Annotated in this window: 15 protein-coding genes; 4 read left to right on the forward strand and 11 right to left on the reverse strand. The window is 36.7% G+C overall.

The window, feature by feature from the left end; all coding sequences use genetic code 11:
* Positions 1 to 208 precede the first annotated feature (208 nt).
* Entirely contained in the window at positions 209 to 1,135 is a 927-nt protein-coding gene (locus tag LC095_RS18625; RefSeq protein ID WP_226529586.1) for an aldo/keto reductase, read from the reverse strand.
* An 18-nt stretch (positions 1,136 to 1,153) separates the two neighbouring features.
* The gene (locus tag LC095_RS18630) at positions 1,154 to 2,149 is read right to left on the reverse strand and encodes a Gfo/Idh/MocA family protein (RefSeq protein WP_226529587.1); all 996 of its coding nucleotides are present in this window, start codon (positions 2,147 to 2,149) and stop codon (positions 1,154 to 1,156) included.
* A gap of 89 nt (positions 2,150 to 2,238) precedes the next feature.
* Between LC095_RS18630 and LC095_RS18635 the strand changes: the two genes are divergently transcribed.
* Positions 2,239 to 3,120, forward strand: coding sequence for a helix-turn-helix domain-containing protein (locus LC095_RS18635; RefSeq protein WP_413467517.1), 882 nt, complete (start codon positions 2,239 to 2,241; stop codon positions 3,118 to 3,120).
* Between the two features lie 126 nt (positions 3,121 to 3,246).
* Here LC095_RS18635 and LC095_RS18640 read toward each other — a convergent pair whose 3' ends face one another.
* The 4 genes from LC095_RS18640 to LC095_RS18655 form a co-directional block, all read right to left on the reverse strand.
* On the reverse strand, positions 3,247 to 4,476 hold the full coding sequence (locus LC095_RS18640) for a Bcr/CflA family efflux MFS transporter (protein WP_226529588.1): 1,230 nt from the start codon (positions 4,474 to 4,476) through the stop codon (positions 3,247 to 3,249).
* 119 nt (positions 4,477 to 4,595) lie between these two features.
* Positions 4,596 to 5,141: an NADPH-dependent FMN reductase gene (locus tag LC095_RS18645; protein WP_226529589.1), complete on the reverse strand. Its 546-nt coding sequence runs from the start codon at positions 5,139 to 5,141 to the stop codon at positions 4,596 to 4,598.
* Positions 5,142 to 5,153: 12 nt separating this feature from the next.
* The gene (locus LC095_RS18650) at positions 5,154 to 6,137 is read right to left on the reverse strand and encodes an NAD(P)/FAD-dependent oxidoreductase (protein WP_226529590.1); all 984 of its coding nucleotides are present in this window, start codon (positions 6,135 to 6,137) and stop codon (positions 5,154 to 5,156) included.
* Between the two features lie 75 nt (positions 6,138 to 6,212).
* Complete coding sequence (locus tag LC095_RS18655; protein WP_226529591.1) at positions 6,213 to 6,536, reverse strand: hypothetical protein; 324 nt, start codon at positions 6,534 to 6,536, stop codon at positions 6,213 to 6,215.
* A gap of 341 nt (positions 6,537 to 6,877) precedes the next feature.
* Here LC095_RS18655 and LC095_RS18660 point away from each other — a divergent pair, with 341 nt between their 5' ends.
* Positions 6,878 to 7,720: a hypothetical protein gene (locus tag LC095_RS18660; RefSeq protein ID WP_226529592.1), complete on the forward strand. Its 843-nt coding sequence runs from the start codon at positions 6,878 to 6,880 to the stop codon at positions 7,718 to 7,720.
* A gap of 189 nt (positions 7,721 to 7,909) precedes the next feature.
* Here LC095_RS18660 and LC095_RS18665 read toward each other — a convergent pair whose 3' ends face one another.
* Positions 7,910 to 9,037, reverse strand: coding sequence for a Gfo/Idh/MocA family protein (locus LC095_RS18665; RefSeq protein WP_226529593.1), 1,128 nt, complete (start codon positions 9,035 to 9,037; stop codon positions 7,910 to 7,912).
* 15 nt (positions 9,038 to 9,052) lie between these two features.
* Positions 9,053 to 9,934, reverse strand: coding sequence for a sugar phosphate isomerase/epimerase family protein (locus LC095_RS18670; protein WP_226529594.1), 882 nt, complete (start codon positions 9,932 to 9,934; stop codon positions 9,053 to 9,055).
* 250 nt (positions 9,935 to 10,184) lie between these two features.
* Between LC095_RS18670 and LC095_RS18675 the strand changes: the two genes are divergently transcribed.
* Together LC095_RS18675 and LC095_RS18680 are read left to right on the forward strand one after the other, a co-directional pair.
* Positions 10,185 to 11,090: an AraC family transcriptional regulator gene (locus tag LC095_RS18675; RefSeq protein ID WP_226529595.1), complete on the forward strand. Its 906-nt coding sequence runs from the start codon at positions 10,185 to 10,187 to the stop codon at positions 11,088 to 11,090.
* Positions 11,091 to 11,176: 86 nt separating this feature from the next.
* Positions 11,177 to 12,502 (forward strand): prolyl oligopeptidase family serine peptidase, encoded by a 1,326-nt coding sequence (locus LC095_RS18680; RefSeq protein WP_226529596.1) that lies wholly within the window; start codon positions 11,177 to 11,179, stop codon positions 12,500 to 12,502.
* Between the two features lie 50 nt (positions 12,503 to 12,552).
* On the opposite strand, the gene LC095_RS18685 is transcribed toward LC095_RS18680, so the two are convergent.
* The 3 genes from LC095_RS18685 to LC095_RS18695 form a co-directional block, all read right to left on the reverse strand.
* Positions 12,553 to 14,043: a UxaA family hydrolase gene (locus LC095_RS18685; RefSeq protein ID WP_226529597.1), complete on the reverse strand. Its 1,491-nt coding sequence runs from the start codon at positions 14,041 to 14,043 to the stop codon at positions 12,553 to 12,555.
* Entirely contained in the window at positions 14,027 to 15,502 is a 1,476-nt protein-coding gene (locus tag LC095_RS18690; RefSeq protein WP_226529598.1) for a tagaturonate reductase, read from the reverse strand. Before LC095_RS18690 ends, LC095_RS18685 begins: the two co-directional genes overlap by 17 nt.
* A gap of 71 nt (positions 15,503 to 15,573) precedes the next feature.
* Positions 15,574 to 16,602 (reverse strand): LacI family DNA-binding transcriptional regulator, encoded by a 1,029-nt coding sequence (locus tag LC095_RS18695; protein ID WP_226529599.1) that lies wholly within the window; start codon positions 16,600 to 16,602, stop codon positions 15,574 to 15,576.
* Positions 16,603 to 16,626: the final 24 nt, after the last annotated feature.

Raw genomic sequence — 16,626 nt, forward strand, 5'->3', positions numbered from 1 at the left:
CACAGGGCTTCAACCTTAGGATTTCTCCACCAGTTGCCTGTCAGCTACCGAGCGTCTTGGCACTTACTCGGATTGGACTTTCACCAATTAGCAATTAACGGCTTGCTGGGCACGCCAAATACAAAAAGGCTTAAACCCTTTATATAAGGGATTTAAGCCATCATAATAGAAAAATTTTATATATCTAGCCTAGCAATATACTACTTTATTATACATTCTCCAACCAATTAAGTTCTTCTTCTGTAAGTTCAATTAATGACCCTTCATAACAAGATTGTAACTCTTGTTCATTTTGTGCTCCAATTAGCGCACAAGCAGGAAACGGTTGATTAAGCACATATGCAAGTGCGATTTGAATTGTCGTAAAGCCTTTATCATTAGCTAATTGTTCTGCACGACGCAAGCGTTCCCAATTGGCATCACTATAAAAAACGCGCACAATGTCATTATCACTTTTGTCTTCTGGTGAGAAACGTCCAGTAAAGAAGCCTCTTGCTTGAGATGACCATGACATAAGTGGAAATTGGTGCTCTTTATGCCATGCAAGGTCAGACGAATCAGCTGACACACACCCTGCCCAGAATGGCTCATTAGCTTTTGCCAAACTTAGGTTTGGACTGCTAAAGGTAAAACCAACAAGTCCATGATTAGCAGCATATTCATTAGCTTCCTGTAATCTTTGTACAGTCCAGTTTGAACCTCCAATAGCCTTAATTCGGCCGGCTTTAATGTGTTCATTTAATATTTCTATTATTTCACTTACTGGCACAGTTGGATCATCACGGTGTAGAGCATACAAATCAACATAATCTGTTTGTAATCGATCCAAGCTTTCATATAAATCTTTAGAGATTGCTTCAGCATTAACACGAGGACCTGTTTGATCGTGATGAGCGCCTTTTGTAAGAATCACCATATCCTCTCGATTGTTTCGTTCTTTCAACCACATACCAATCGCTACTTCACTCTCTCCGCCACAGTAGATATAAGCTGTATCAATCGTATTTCCACCGATCGCTACATAACGGTCAAGAACATTACACACTTTCTCATAAACACTAGGTTTAAAATAATCAGAACCTTGAATTAAGTTAGTAACTTGCTTTTCTAAGCCTGGAATCGTTATTTTTTTCACCGTAAACCCTCCTAGATTTTATAATTCAACTCGACGACGCTCTTTTGCTGATGTTAAACAAGCATCAAGAACTTTCATATTTAAAATAGCATCTGTTGCCGGATATGGTAACTGCTCACCATTTCGAATGCTTCTTCCTAAAGCATCTGCCTGTAAAGCGTATTGGTTAAGGTATGGAACCTCTACCTCTCTTTTTCCATCATTCGTATGAACAACAAAGTGATCCTGCTCATTTTGATGTGCAACAAATGCAGACGGAACTTCAATACGGCCCTCTGTTCCAACAATTTCGAGTTCATTTCGAAAGGCTGCCCACATGCCGCAATCAAATGTTAATGCAACACCATTTTCAAATTCAAGAAGTCCGGAAGCCATCATATCAACGTCATCATGCTGCTTTGAAAACAAACCGTGTACCGTTGCAGCTTGTGGCTCTTGATTTAAAATCATTCTTGCTGCACTAATTGGGTAAACACCGACATCGTATAAGGATCCTCCTCCCCATTCTTTTTTGTAACGAACATTTTCAGAATCCTTCGCATTATTAAATGTAAATGTAGCGTGGATACCTCGTACTTCACCGATTTCACCTGATTGGATGATATCACGAATCAGCTCATAGCGAGGATGATAACGATACATAAAGGCTTCAGCAAATATAACACCAGCTTTTTGGCATGCTTCTGCCATTTCTTCTGCTTCATTTGCATTGATGGCCGCTGGTTTTTCACATAATACATGTTTTCCAGCCTCAGCTGCGCGAATAGTCCATTCTTTATGTAAGTGATTAGGAAGCGGAATGTAAACGGCTTCAATTTCAGGATCGGCGAGCAACTCCTCATAGCTTCCATATGCTTTAGGAATATGTAGTTGTTTTGCTGTTTCCTCTGCTTTTTCTATGCCCCTGCTTGCTATAGCCACAACTTCCCCAGTTTGTGATGCTTTAATCCCAGGGATGACAGAGCCCTTCGCAATTTTAGCACTACCAATAACTCCCCAACGTATTTTTTCCACGTTATTCACTCCTTTACGAAAACTTAATACTATATTGTCATTATATGAAACTACGCATAAAATAAAAATAGAATCTTTTTGCACTTTCAATGAAACAATATTGCGATGAAAGAGTGATCCTTTTGCTAAGACAATATTTACTTCCAACCCTACAAAATCACGAGTTTATGATTTTACCTGAATCAATAGGCTGGTACTGGGAAGAACCTGATCATGAGGTTGACCGGAAAGTAGGAACCTTAAATAATTTTAGTATTCATTTTGTGTTATCTGGAACTGGATTTGTAGAGATTGATGGTAAACAATTTACCCTAAAACGAGGAGATGCATTTTTGTATTTTCCTATGCAGGAGCAAAGGTACTATAGTAGCAAACATGATCCGTGGAATATCAAGTGGGTACATTTTTATGGCAGTATTTTAAATTCTTTTTTATCTGAGCAAAGCTTTGATCAGCATTCATTATGGACAATCAAACAATTATCACCTCTTGAAAAAGCACATGAACAGCTTTTACAAGAAGCCGAACAGAACAGTTTTTTACACTTATTGCAGCTTTCTACTCTTACATACACCTTTTTAATGGAGTTCATTACAAATGCATCACCAAAAACATCAGACCGTCGGCAGGAATTAGATGATCGAATTCAAACTCTACTACCTGCCATGCAAAGACGAGCTTGCGAACCTTTCGAGCTCGATTATTGGGCTGAACAAACAGGCGTTAGCACCTATTATTTTTGCCGATTATTTAAACGTGCTACTCAAATGACTCCTATGCAATTTATCACACTCTGCCGCCTGCAAATGAGCAAGCAATGGCTGCTGGACAAAAAAGAAATGACCATAAAAGAAATTGCCCTCAAAGCGGGCTATCCAAGCATTAGCTATTTTAATAAGCGTTTTTTAGAACAGGAAGGAATGACACCTACCGAATATCGGATGCTGTATGATAGTAAGCTGGAACGGTAGTACGTTTCGGAATTATGCAACCTAATGGGCTATTCTTGCAAATTATCTTGTAATCTCGCAATTTCTCTTTCAAAGATTTTTGTAGCTTCCTTATGAAATCTTGCATTCGACAAAAAATCGAAGACATTACGTCCCCGATTCTGCTTTTAGGTTTAAAACATTTTCTCGTTGTTTTGTTAAAGTAAAGAATGAAACCAATCCAATTAGTGATGTAAGAAATAAAGTCGCCCCCATCGGCACGGCCGTTGTTTCGTTTATTCCTACTAGAGGTGAAACAAATGAGCCAAGTAAGAGTGGAAGCAAGCCTAGCAGAGCACTAGCACTTCCTGCTCGGTGTCCCTGCTTTTCCATCGCGAGTGTAAATGAACTCGTCAAAATCATGCCCATTGACGTCATATAAATGAAAATCGGGATAACAAGTGTTGCAAGCGGCCCTTTGAGAATCGTCATAATTAAAAGGACAGTTGTTGCACTTACAGCTGTAATAACAGCGACACGAAGCAGGCTTCTTTCATGATAAATACCACCTAATCGTCCAATGATAAAGCTTCCTGAAATAATGGCTAAACCATTGATTCCAAATAAAATGCTGAATGTTTGTGGAGAAACACCATAAATTCCTTGATAGACAAAAGGTGTCCCAGAGACGTAGGCAAAACTTCCACCATGGATGAACCCAACCGTTAGGGCATATCCAATAAATGAGCGGTCTTTGATTAAACTTCCCATAGTACGGACAGAATGACCAATTGAGCTCGGCAATCGCTTCTCAGTAGGTAATGTTTCCGGCAGCTTTAAAGCAATAATTGTCACAATGATTATTCCTAATAAACTTAAAAAATAGAAAATCGTATGCCAGCTTGCGAATGGCAGCAATAAAATAGCCCCACCAGCGATTGGAGCCAGCATAGGGGCTGTCGCATTAATTACCATTAATAAGGCAAAAAACTTCGTTAGCTCTTTTCCACTAAATACATCCCGAACTACTGCACGTGAAAGTACAACACCTGCTGAAGCAGTAAGACCTTGCAAGAAGCGAGCAATAACCAATACGATAATATTCGGTGCAAGCGCACAGAAAAGGGAGGATAAAGCAAATAACGAAAGCGAAATAATTAAGGGGTTCCGTCTCCCTTTTGCATCACTTATTGGACCGACAATCACTTGACCGGCGGCAAGACCAATTAAACAAGTTGTTAAACTAAGCTGAACAAGCGAAGCACGAGCTCCTAAGTCACTAGCAATATCAGGAAATCCCGGTAAATACATATCAATATTAAGCGGCCCTAATATTCCAAGAGAACTCAATAGAAAAGCTAATGCTAATCGCTCTTTTCCTGTTGGATTATGTAGCATAAATATAGTACACCTCTCATCATTCCATTTCTTCTATCCATCCTACACCTTTTGTAAAAAGATTGGAAGCAAAAGAAAAACTTCAATTTTCAAATTAAAAATTGAAGTTTCACTTCATATTATTCCTGATCTTTATTTAATGCTTTCTGCAGAAGGAGCATTTCTTTTGCCAATTTTTGAATCCGGCTGCTGACTTCAGTATTTTTGATTTCATTCTCTTCATTGAAATCATCATTTTGAACAAAGACATTCCCAACAGGGACGACACCTTTTAAGTAGCTAAGAATTGGTTTCAGATGGTATTCAGTGACAAGGAAGTGTTTATCAGTCCCACCTGTCGTCACCATGGCTGTTACTTTTGACTTAAAAGCATCAATTGGCATGTGGTCAAACAAATTTTTTAAAACCCCAGTAATTGAAGCTTGGTAAATTGGTGTGCCAAAAACAAGAAAGTCAGCACTTTGGATAGTGTTTACAACATTAATTGTATCCTCATTGTAGTAACTAAGAGGTGTTCCCTTTACAAATTCAACTTCATAATCTTTTAGATCAATTAACTCGATATTAATCGTTGGATCCGCAGTTTTTATGGCCATAAGAACTTCATAGACAACCTTTGATGTTTTTGATCCAATTAGTGAACCTGATATCCCTACAAGTTTCATTTTGAATCCCTCCTATTTAAACACACTAGTGCTGTGAAGAGGCTGTACTCTTGATGAAGGATCAATAAACTTTTTAGCATTATTTATGGCAATTGGAGCTTCACCTAAGCCTACCGCAATTAGTTTAACCTTTCCTTCATACGTCGCAAGATCTCCTGCAGCATATATGCCTTCAATATTTGTTTCCATTTTCGAATTAACACTGATTGAATTTTTGTCCATTTCTAATCCCCAGCTTTTTATTGGACCAAGAGATGAGATATTTCCATAATTGACAATGACGTGGTCGACTTCAATTATTTCTTTGTTACCATCCTTGTTTACAATTACAACCTGTTTAATTCTTTCATCATTACCAACAAGCTCTTTTACAACATAGGGGATTTTCACAGACACATTTGAGGCATGTAATTTATCAACACTGCTTTCGTGTGCTTTAAATTCTGCTCTTCTATGACATAGAGTTACTTCCTTAGCAAGACCATCTAACATTAATGACCAATCCAGAGCAGAGTCTCCACCACCACATACAAGGACTTTCGCTCCTTGAAATTCACGTAAATCTTTCACGGAATAGTGAAGGTTTTTCCCTTCATAGGCAGCTGCATTTGCTACATTTAATTTTCTTGGCTCGAATGCACCAATTCCTCCGGTAATTAAGATTGACTTTGTATAGTGTTCACCTTTCGTCGTCGTTAATGTTAACACATCATCTTTTTTTGATATATTTAATACTGTTTCATTTAAGCATACGTCAGGTGAAGCATAGTTTGCTTGTTCAATTAAATTTTCAATAAAATCCTTTCCGAGAACTTTTGGAAAGCCTCCAATATCATAAATATATTTATCAGGGTATAATTCAGCAACCTGACCACCTAATTGACCCAAGCTATCTATTATTTTTACCGACAACTTTCTCATTCCTGCATAGAAACTTGCAAACAATCCTGTAGGTCCTCCACCAATGATCGTAATATCTGTTATTCGTTGTTCCATTCTTGTTTCTCCTTTTCAATTAATTAAGTAAAAGTGAAGCTCGATTTAAAGGAAGTATAGTTGTTGTAGCAACCATTAACGAAACGGTTCTTTAATAAGTTGTAGAATACACTCAGGTTTTGTATAAACATTAAAGAATTTCACCTTGTATTTATTCAGCAAATGACTCATATCTAAAAACTCCTTAGAATGACTATACAGAATAATTGGGACATGCTCAGAAAATTGTTTTAGGCAATCTTCCAAAGCCTCTAGTTCTGTATCTACTAGGAAAACTGCATTTTTGTCCAAAACGATATTTTGAGCTTTAACTATGTTAAGATCAGGATCTGTTTTTACCAATAAGCTCAAACTTTTTTGAATATGTGGATTACCGGATATAATGGCGACATTAATCATGATAGGATCCCTCCTTGTTTTTAACTATACATGATGAAAGAAAATTCCCATTCATGTAAAAGGATGATTTTCTCCATCATTTTCTCAGACTAAAGTCGTAAAAATGAATAATTCACTTTGAAAACCAAGTTTGTCACGATAATAGGGTAAGTATGAATGTTTAATCCCTCCATTACATTTATGAGAAAGGACTTTCGAAACCGATTCCCTCTTCATATTCCTCCCTACTTTTTTCATGTAAGTAGTGCAAAAATCTTCAATTTAAGATATCTTTATAGTAACGACCATTTCTACCATTTTCCTTCAACATAGTAGAGAGCATGAAAAGAGAGGTGTATGTTTTGGATATAAAAGAAGCTTATAAACTATTGGAAATTCCAGAAGACTCGACAATGGATGAGGTTGAGAAGCAATATATGACCTGGATTAAAAGGGACCGTTCATATCAGAGTGTACCGAATGCTGAAAAACCTTTCGATATGACCCAAATAACTGATGCCTATAATACTATTAAACACGTTAATGTATACGGTTCCAATCCTAAAGAAGAAAACAAGTCATTTAAGAATAAGCTGCAGCACTTTCTTTATTATCATAAATTACACATTGCTGGAGCTATCATATTACTGATTTTAGTTGGATCAATTATCCAAACGCTTGTCAGCAATCATCAAGAGAAAAAAGAGTTAGCCAATCTTCCGCCTGAGGACCTGGGCATTATGCTTTACGGAGATTATTTTTTACTCGGAAGTGATGTGAACCCAGTCTCAGAAAATGTTCTCTCTCTTTTTCCTTCATGGGAAAGAGTCATAACAAACTCTAATTATGCACCAACAGAAATAAACGACACGATGGACGCAGGGAACCAACAAAAGAGCGTGATCACCCTCATGTCAGACCAATCAGATGTGTATATTGTTGGCGAGGAAAACTTCGAACAGCTTATGCAGTTGGAAATATTCCAGCCACTTGAGCCTTCTATTAAAGATCAGGTATTAGAAGAGCAACTTGTGTATGGAAAATCTCCAGCAGATGAAACAGAACAAATTTATGGGGTCGTCATTAATGATAAATCTCTATTTGATGGGTTAGAGGTAAATGAGAGTAAAAGGATTGCTGCTATTCGAGTAGATTCTAAAAATATGGATAACGCTTTGAAGTTTATCACAAAGTTGCAAGAATAATATAAACATATAACTGGAGAGCCTTTTCATTCTGGGCTTTCCCTTTTTAAATTAGGGCAAAATTTTGATTGAGGATCACTTACACTTAGACATGAGATTTCAAACAATAGTTCAAAAGATATTACACTTTAAAAATATAAAAAAAGAGACCTATAAAAGATCTCAAATTCCCTTGGGTATTTTTATATATTATAATGTAACTTGTACTGTATCTTGATTAAATTCCACTGTTTTCCCAGTTCTTGCAGATGTATAGATGGCTTCAAGAATTTGCGTAACAACTAAAGCCTGTTCTGGTTTCACTAACGGCTCTGTATCATTAATAATACACTCTAACCACTGTCTTGCTTCTATTACACCAGGGTCTTCAGCACTTGAATCAAAATACGCAATGCCTCCACCTGTTGCAGGTTTTGTTTCAACTAACTTCCCATACTTGGTACTATTAAATACAAGCTCTCCTTCACCTGTTGCAGGGTTACCTTTCATTTCAGCGCCGCCCTCTGTACCGCATAATGAAGTCATCGCTTCTCTTACATCTGTTGTATTTAAAGCCCAGGAACATTCTAAAATAATCGTTGATCCATCTTGCATTTTAATAAAACCAAATGCTGAATCCTCCACTCCAAATGTATCAGGATTCCATGGACCAAATGCATTGCCTTCATGTTTATCAGCTAATTTATGAAAGACCGATCCTGTAACAGAATGTGGTTGATAGTTGTCCATACACCAAAGTGTTAAATCTAAAGCATGTGTCCCAATATCGATTAATGGTCCCCCGCCTTGTTGTTCAACATCTAAAAAGACTCCCCAAGTTGGAACAGCTCTCCTGCGAATGGCATGTGCTTTTGCAAAGTAAATATCGCCGAACTCACCTGCGAGTGAAGCTTTATGAAGAACTTGTGAATCATCACGGAAACGGTTTTGGTATCCAATCGTCAGCTTTTTCCCTGTTCGTTTAGCTGCTTCAACCATCTCTAGAGCTTCCTTGGAGTTTATCGCCATTGGCTTTTCACACATGACATGTTTGCCAGCTTCAAGAGCAGCCACGGTGATAAAGGAGTGCTGCAGATTTGGTGTTAGTACATGAATGACATCAATCGATTCATCTTTTAACAGCTCTTTATAATCATTGTAAACTTTCGCATCAGCTGTTCCAAATTCTTTTGCCGCTTTCATCGCTCTTTCCTCGACTACATCGCAGAAAGCTGTCATTTCACCTAGATGTCCCAGTTTAGCTAACGCTGGCATATGCTTTTGATTTGCGATTCCACCACAACCAATAATACCGATTTTTAATGTATCGTTTGACATGTAAATCACTCCTTATTAATCAGCTTTTGTAAACTCTGGAACATACTTCTCCATCACCTTTAAATCACTTGCTATACTTTCAAATTTATTACCAACCGTACCTTCATTTTCGACAATCGCATATCGAATCGTTCCCAATTCTTGAATCTTTTGATATGTACTTTCAAAATCGACGATCCCTTTTCCAAGATTAACGAAATCAGTTGGTTGTACAACTTCACGATAAATCTTCATTGTTTCATTTTGTTCATCCGGATTAACCGCAGAAAATACATTCACAGCGTTAACATGCGTTCCTAAATCCTTTTGATGAATCATGTCACAGCGATTCCCTAATCTCTCAAGAACACTCATTGGGTCTTGTCCGCCTCTTGTTACCCAAACAAGATCCAACTCAAATTTAACAGCATTAGGGTCTGTGTTTTCTACTAAAATATCAAATAAAGTTTTTTCTCCAATTTGTCTAAACTCATGAGCATGGTTATGATAGTAAAATTCTAATCCTGCTGTTTTACATTTTTCAGCAATGATATTTAATTCTTCCGCTGTTTTTAGTGTTTCATCACGAGTACTAATAAAAGTCATCGGCATAACAATTGACTCACAGCCAAGCTCGGCATTTTCTTCAATTATCTTATCCCAGTTTCCCTCTATTAAAGCCATTCCTGGTGCCACACCTTCATGTGCAGCAAATGCACGTAATCCAAGCTCATCAAATTTCTTTTTTATTGCCTGTAAAGTAAATGTATCTGCAAATCTTTCACCTGTTGAAAAATTAGCCGAAATAAGTTCTATATTTTTATACCCCATTCCTGCAACCTTTTCCAACGTTCCAAAATAATCTTCATTTAATTCTCTAAATACCGAATATAAGTTAAGTCCAACCGTTGTCGTCATCTTAATCCTTCCCCTTTCAATCTTTTGTATATATACTTCCTTACATTTTTGATTATAAAGCGTTTTCAAATTTGTTACTACTGCAAAACTGACTGTTTTCTAGCCTTATTCTGACTTCTTCCCATCACTTTCATGACTTATATCCAATATAAAATATTTTTTATAAACTTTTAGCGTTTATCTTTTCTTTCGATAAGGATTAAGATATGATCATAGCTAAAAACGTAGAGTATTAGGAGGGATTTCTAAAATGGATTACAAATATGAGTTGGTAAAAGCCGATGATGATTTGCCTATTAAAGTCATCCTTCATACATCTGATGAAGAAATTTATATTCCAAGACATTGGCATGAGGATATCGAAATTTCCTATGTCCTTGCAGGGAAAATAGATCAAATTTATACAGATGGCAAAGAATATGAATCAAGTGAAGGAGATATTGTGGTCATAAACTCAAACTCGATTCATTCTTTTTCAGTGACTACAGGTAAAAATCGAAAGGCCGTCACAATCTTTATTAGATATGAATTCTTGAAAGGAATCTATGAAAATTATGATCAAATTGTGTTTACTTGTAATTCTACTCATGAAAAAGATTTTAGTAGAATAAAAAAATTTGAAAAGCTTCGAACCCTATTAAATGAAATTCTTGTACATTACTTTAACAAAGAACATGATCCCCTTGTCCGCATTAACTTAACCGGACTAGCATACCAATTAATCTATCAATTACTAAATGACTTCAAAGAAGAGAAAAAAAATAGTCCTACCATTAAAACAAACAAGTATTTAGAACGTTTAACATCGATTACGAATTACATAAAGAAACATTATAATCAAAATCTAGCTATTGATCACCTTGCCTCACAGTTTAATTTATCTTCAGAGTACTTTTCCCGATTCTTTTTCAAACATATCGGTATGACAGTACTCAATTATATTCATACAATACGCCTTGAGAAATCCTATCCGGATTTAATGAATACTGATTTACCAGTCATTCATATTGCCCTGAAGCATGGTTTTCCAAGTGAAAAGTCCTATACAAGAGTGTTTAAGTCTCTCTACCACATGACACCAAGTCAGTATCGAAAAATGAATAAAGGGAAAACAACTGAAACACGAAACAACGAATCAAGAATCGACCTTATTTAAGTTAGAAAAAGACAGGTCTTCATGAAAAAAGTATATTAAACTATTAATGTAAGCGTTTTAACACTTCATCAAAGGAGGTTTTTCAGTTGTTCAAAGCTATGAAAAAGCATGCAAAAACCGCGATGTTAAGTACATTAGTAGCTAGTTCCACACTATTTTTTATGTCGGAAGGAGAGGCAAAAGAATTGAAAACTCAACCAACATCCTACAAAACCATAACAGAAGTGGAAGATTGGGGTGCTGCTATTACGAAGGTTCTGATTGATGTTGGAAAGCCAATCCCTAAGGATTCAGTAACAACAGACACTTTCGATGTCCATGTATCTAGAAGTGACAGCCGTTTAGTAACACCCTTTTTAGAAGAGGGATATCGTCATGTTACAAAAGCTTATGTAGCCGATAAAAACGGAAACCCGGTCGTTAAAACTGGAAAATATGTTGTATTAGAAATGCAAATTGGTCCGGAGATTTCTTTAGGTTCTGCGATTAACTACGATTGGGCTGGCTCAGGTTACAATGATTGGAATGAGAACACCTACACAATTACTCAAAAAGAGGCCATTGAAACACCTGCAGGAATCATTTCAGATTTAGTTGTGGATACATTTAATGGTGGTGTTAGAGAATTAGTCGATGATTTTTCAACCGGCAAGGCTACATATGATGATATTACACTAACTTATGCGGACTTTTCACCAGCAAAAGATAAAGAGAAAAATCCGTTAATCATATGGTTACATGGAGCAGGTGAAGGTGGGACAGACCCGACTATTGCCATTTCAGGAAATAAAGCCGTTAACTTTGCCTCAGATGAAATTCAATCCTATTTTGATGGAGCCTATGTTTTAGCTCCTCAAACACCAACTTTCTGGATGGATGGATTCACAGGATTTGGCGATGGTACGTCAAAATATCAAGAAGCTTTAATGTCGTTAATCAAAGAGTATGTAGCGAAAAACAAAGACATAGATCATGACAGAATCTACATCGGCGGAGATTCAAACGGTGGATATATGACCATGCTGATGATACGAGACTATACTGATTATTTTGCCGCTGCTTTTCCAACCTGTGAGGCACTAAATGACTCACTCATTACAGACGAGGATATTGATACGATGAAAAACCTACCTATCTGGTTTATTCATGCAAAAACAGATGATGTAGTCCCTGCAAATCAATTTGTTGTCCCGACTTATAACAGGTTAATCGAGGCGGGAGCAGAAGATGTTCATCTCTCCTTATTTGATAACGTCATTGATACTTCTGGATTATACAAACAAGAGGATGGCACACCATACGAGTATCATGGACACTGGTCATGGATTTATGTGTATAACAATGATGTGGAAAAAACGATTGATGGTAAGAATATCACACTCATGGAGTGGTTATCTTCAAAAACTAAATAAAAATAAACATAAAAGCTTCAATCCTCTTGTTCGGATTGAAGCTTTTATGTTTACAACGTTACACCTGTTTTAAAAATACCAATTTCTCTAAAATGATTTTTCTCATTATTTACTTTTTCTCCACTCGCAACTTTGATGACATATGAGATAAAGTCTTCAAGCAGCTCTTCCTGTGATTGACCATCAATAAGTGTTCCTGCATTAAAATCAATCCAGTGTGGCTTTGTTTCATAAATTTGTGTGTTTGTTGAGATCTTAATCGTTGGGACAAATGTACCTAAAGGTGTTCCTCTTCCGGTGGTGAACAGAACCAATTGACAACCGGCTGCAGCCAGGGTTGATGAAGCTACCAAGTCATTTCCTGGAGCACTTAGCAGGTTTAGTCCCTTCGTTTTTAGTGTTTCTCCATATTTTAATACATCCACAACTTGAGACGTTCCTGCTTTTTGTGTGCAACCTAGTGATTTATCTTCAAGTGTTGTAATACCACCCGCTTTGTTTCCTGGTGATGGATTTTCATAAACCGGCTGATCATGACGTTCAAAATATCGTTTAAAATCATTAATCAGGTCAACAATTTGTTGAAAGACTTCCTCATCTTTCGCTCTCTCCATTAATATTTCTTCTGCCCCAAACATTTCCGGTACTTCAGTTAAGACTGTTGTTCCACCTTGAGCAACTAAATAATCTGAAAACTGCCCTAATAACGGGTTGGCTGTAATACCTGAAAAACCATCTGAGCCGCCACATTTTAGTCCAATTTTTAATTCTGATAATGGAAGGTCTTCCCGTTGATCATCTCTTGCATTTCCAAAAATTTCTAGTAATAGCTTTACTCCTTCTTCTACCTCGTCCATGACATCCTGTGAACTTAGAAACTTTACCCGATTAGAATCAAAATCTCCTAGAGATTCTTTAAATTCATTAATCTCGTTGTTTTCACACCCTAATCCTAAAACTAGCACGCCCCCTGCATTTGGGTGGTTAACAGCATTACCTAAAATGGTTCTTGTATTTACATGATCATCTCCAAGCTGAGAACAACCGTAATTATGTTTTAGAACTTGAATATGTTCAAATGGGGCTATATCCCCGACTTTCTCTTGAAATACACGAATCATTTGATCGGCGATTCCATTCACACATCCTACAGTCGGAACAATCCAAAGCTCATTACGAATCCCAACCCTCCCATCCTTTCTTTTAAACCCTTTAAATGTTGTTGTGTTTTTTAGTGTGTGTTCTGATTGAAACTTTGGCTTGTATTCATATTCCTCGACACCTGACAAGTTTGTTTTTGTATTATGGGTATGAACCCATTCTCCTGGTTCAATCTGTTGTGTAGCATGCCCAATTGGAAAACCGTATTTCACGATATTTTCACCTTGAGGGATTTCCTTTAGTGCAAATTTATGGCCTTTATTAACTGTTTCTTTTAATTTGATCGTCGTACCATCAATCTCAAGTAGTTGATCTTGATCAATCTTCCGAATCGCGACTGCCACATTATCTGATTCTTTGATCTTAATAAACGCTTTCATTTTTCTCACCTGTCTTTTGCAAGAATTGTGTTAATGCCTCATTCATTCCATTTTGATTTATCTTCTTTAACTGATTGACAACTGATTCAGTTAACTGGGGAATTTTTGATAAATCAGTACCCCATAATTTTTCATTTGACAGAATGGTAGATACAAGTTCTTCCATATTGTCAGCATATAAAGACCAACAATCATTAAATATGTGTAGTGTAGATTCATCATCAACAAGTGTGATTGACTCATCTCCCCGTTTTCCTTTATAAAAATAAAGCAGTGCACTTAACGAGAAAACAGTCGCTTCAGGCAACTTGCTAAACCTTTCAACATATTCAGAAAGTGTTGGTAAAATTCTTGCTTTAAACTTTGAAACTGAATTTAACGAAATACTAGATAAATAGTGGTGAATAAATGGATTTTTAAATCGATTTAATACATCCTCCGCAAACTGAGAAAGATCTTCTTCCGGGAAAGGTAAGGTAGGAATAATCTCTTCATATATCACTTTTTCAACAAATTGCTTTGTTAAATCGTTTGTCACTGCTTCACTTACCGTATTTACTCCACATAAATAAGCAACTGGTGTCATCGCAGTATGGGCACCGTTTAAGATACGGACTTTCTTAAGCCTGTAAGAGCTTAAATCATCTACAACATGTACATTCAAACCTGCCTGAGCTGCTGGAAATTCTTTCTTAATGAAAGACGGTCCCTCAATAACAAAAAGATGAAATTGTTCTCCAACTACTATTAATTTATCAATATAGCCCAGTTCATCCGTTTTATCTTGTATGGAATCCTTTGGGTAACCAGGGACGATGCGGTCAACTAATGTATTACAGAACGTATTTGCCACTTCAACCCAATCAGAGAACCCGGATTCCAGCTTCCAAGCATCTGCATATGCTAACACAATTTTTTTAAGTTCTTTTCCGTTATCTTCGATTAGCTCACATGGAAAGATAATAAATCCTTTATCTTTTTCACCATGAAAAACCTGATACCGCTCATATAGTAGAGCTGTTAATTTGCCTGGAAAGCTGCTTTGGGGTCGATCTGTCAAAAGATCTTCCTCATGAAACTGAATACCAGCCTCTGTCGTATTTGAAATAATAAATCGTAAATCCGGATTTCTTGCTATCTTCAAATACTCATCATATTCGTTGGTAATATTTATGCCTCTACTTATGCTGTGAATAATTTCATGTTCACTAACAGGATGATTTTCTTTGATACCTTGTAAATATAACGTATATAGACCTTCTTGTTCGTTTATTGTATCAACTGCACCTTTTGGGGTTGACTGGACAACAACAACCTGGCCATTAAACATCCCTTTCTTATTCATGACATCTATTTGCCAATCAGTAAATGCACGTAAAAAGTTTCCAGTTCCGAACTGTAATACCTTTTCAGGATATGTTGTATACTCACTATCTATTTTTTTCGATAACTGTTCCATTTCCATACCTCCCAATTTATGCACACGTTAACATTACTTTTCGAAAAAATAGCTGAGCTACTTTCGTGAGCTCAACTATTACACTTTACATCAGCAACCGAATGTCTTCTTACCACATTAGTTGTAAGAAAGATTGGTCCATTCTCCTGGTTACCTTCATCCATTACTTGTAACAGTTTTTCAGCCCCAGCTATACTAATTTCTTCAATCGGCCTTTTAACAGTTGTAAGCGGCGGTGATGTATACTCCGAGAATCCAATATCATCAAACCCTATAATGGATATATCTTCTGGAATCATTAGACCGTATTCATAAATGGCTTTCATGGCACCAATGGCCATATCATCATTTGAACAAAAAACAGCAGTAGGGCAATTGTCGAGGGATAATAACTTTTTCATTCCCTCATAACCGCTTTCCATATTATAATTTCCCTTAATCATGTATTCAGATAGAATTGGTAACTGATATTCCATTAAAGCCTTTAAATAGCCTTCTTTTCGTTCTTGTGCAGACTTGAAATGTGGAGTTCCTTCAATAATCGCAATATCACGATGTCCATGCTTGATGAATAACTGAATTGCCTCATACACACCTTCTTGGTCATTTGATAGCACATTCACAACAGAGCGCTCTTCGATTTGTCTGTTTAACACAACCAGCGGTATTTCCTTTTCTATCACATGATAAATAAACGCATTGTCAATATCACTTTGACTCATTAATATAATGCCGTCAAAACGTTTACGGGTGATCATTGAATAATCCTTAATATCTTGGATTCCCTTTATAAATAAATTATAGTTTTCATCAATGACCGTATTCACACCTTTAATTGTTTCAGACAGAAAACTGGATGATGTCCCATTCGATATGCTCGTAAAAAACAGTCCAATGGTATATGATTTTTGTAAAACCAAGCTTCTTGCATGGACATCAGGCGAATAATTTAATTGATTAGCAATTTGAATGATTTTCTGCTTTGTTTTTTCCTTAATTAGCGGACTATTATTAAGTGCTCTTGACACGGTTGTGTGTGAGACATTTGCCATTTTTGCAATATCCTTGATTGTAACTCCCACGTTTATTCCTACTTTCAAGTTCCTTTTCAATTAGGGTAACAC

The sequence above is a fragment of the Metabacillus niabensis genome (genome assembly GCF_020524345.1).
Classification (GTDB): Bacteria; Bacillota; Bacilli; order Bacillales; family Bacillaceae; genus Metabacillus; species Metabacillus niabensis_B.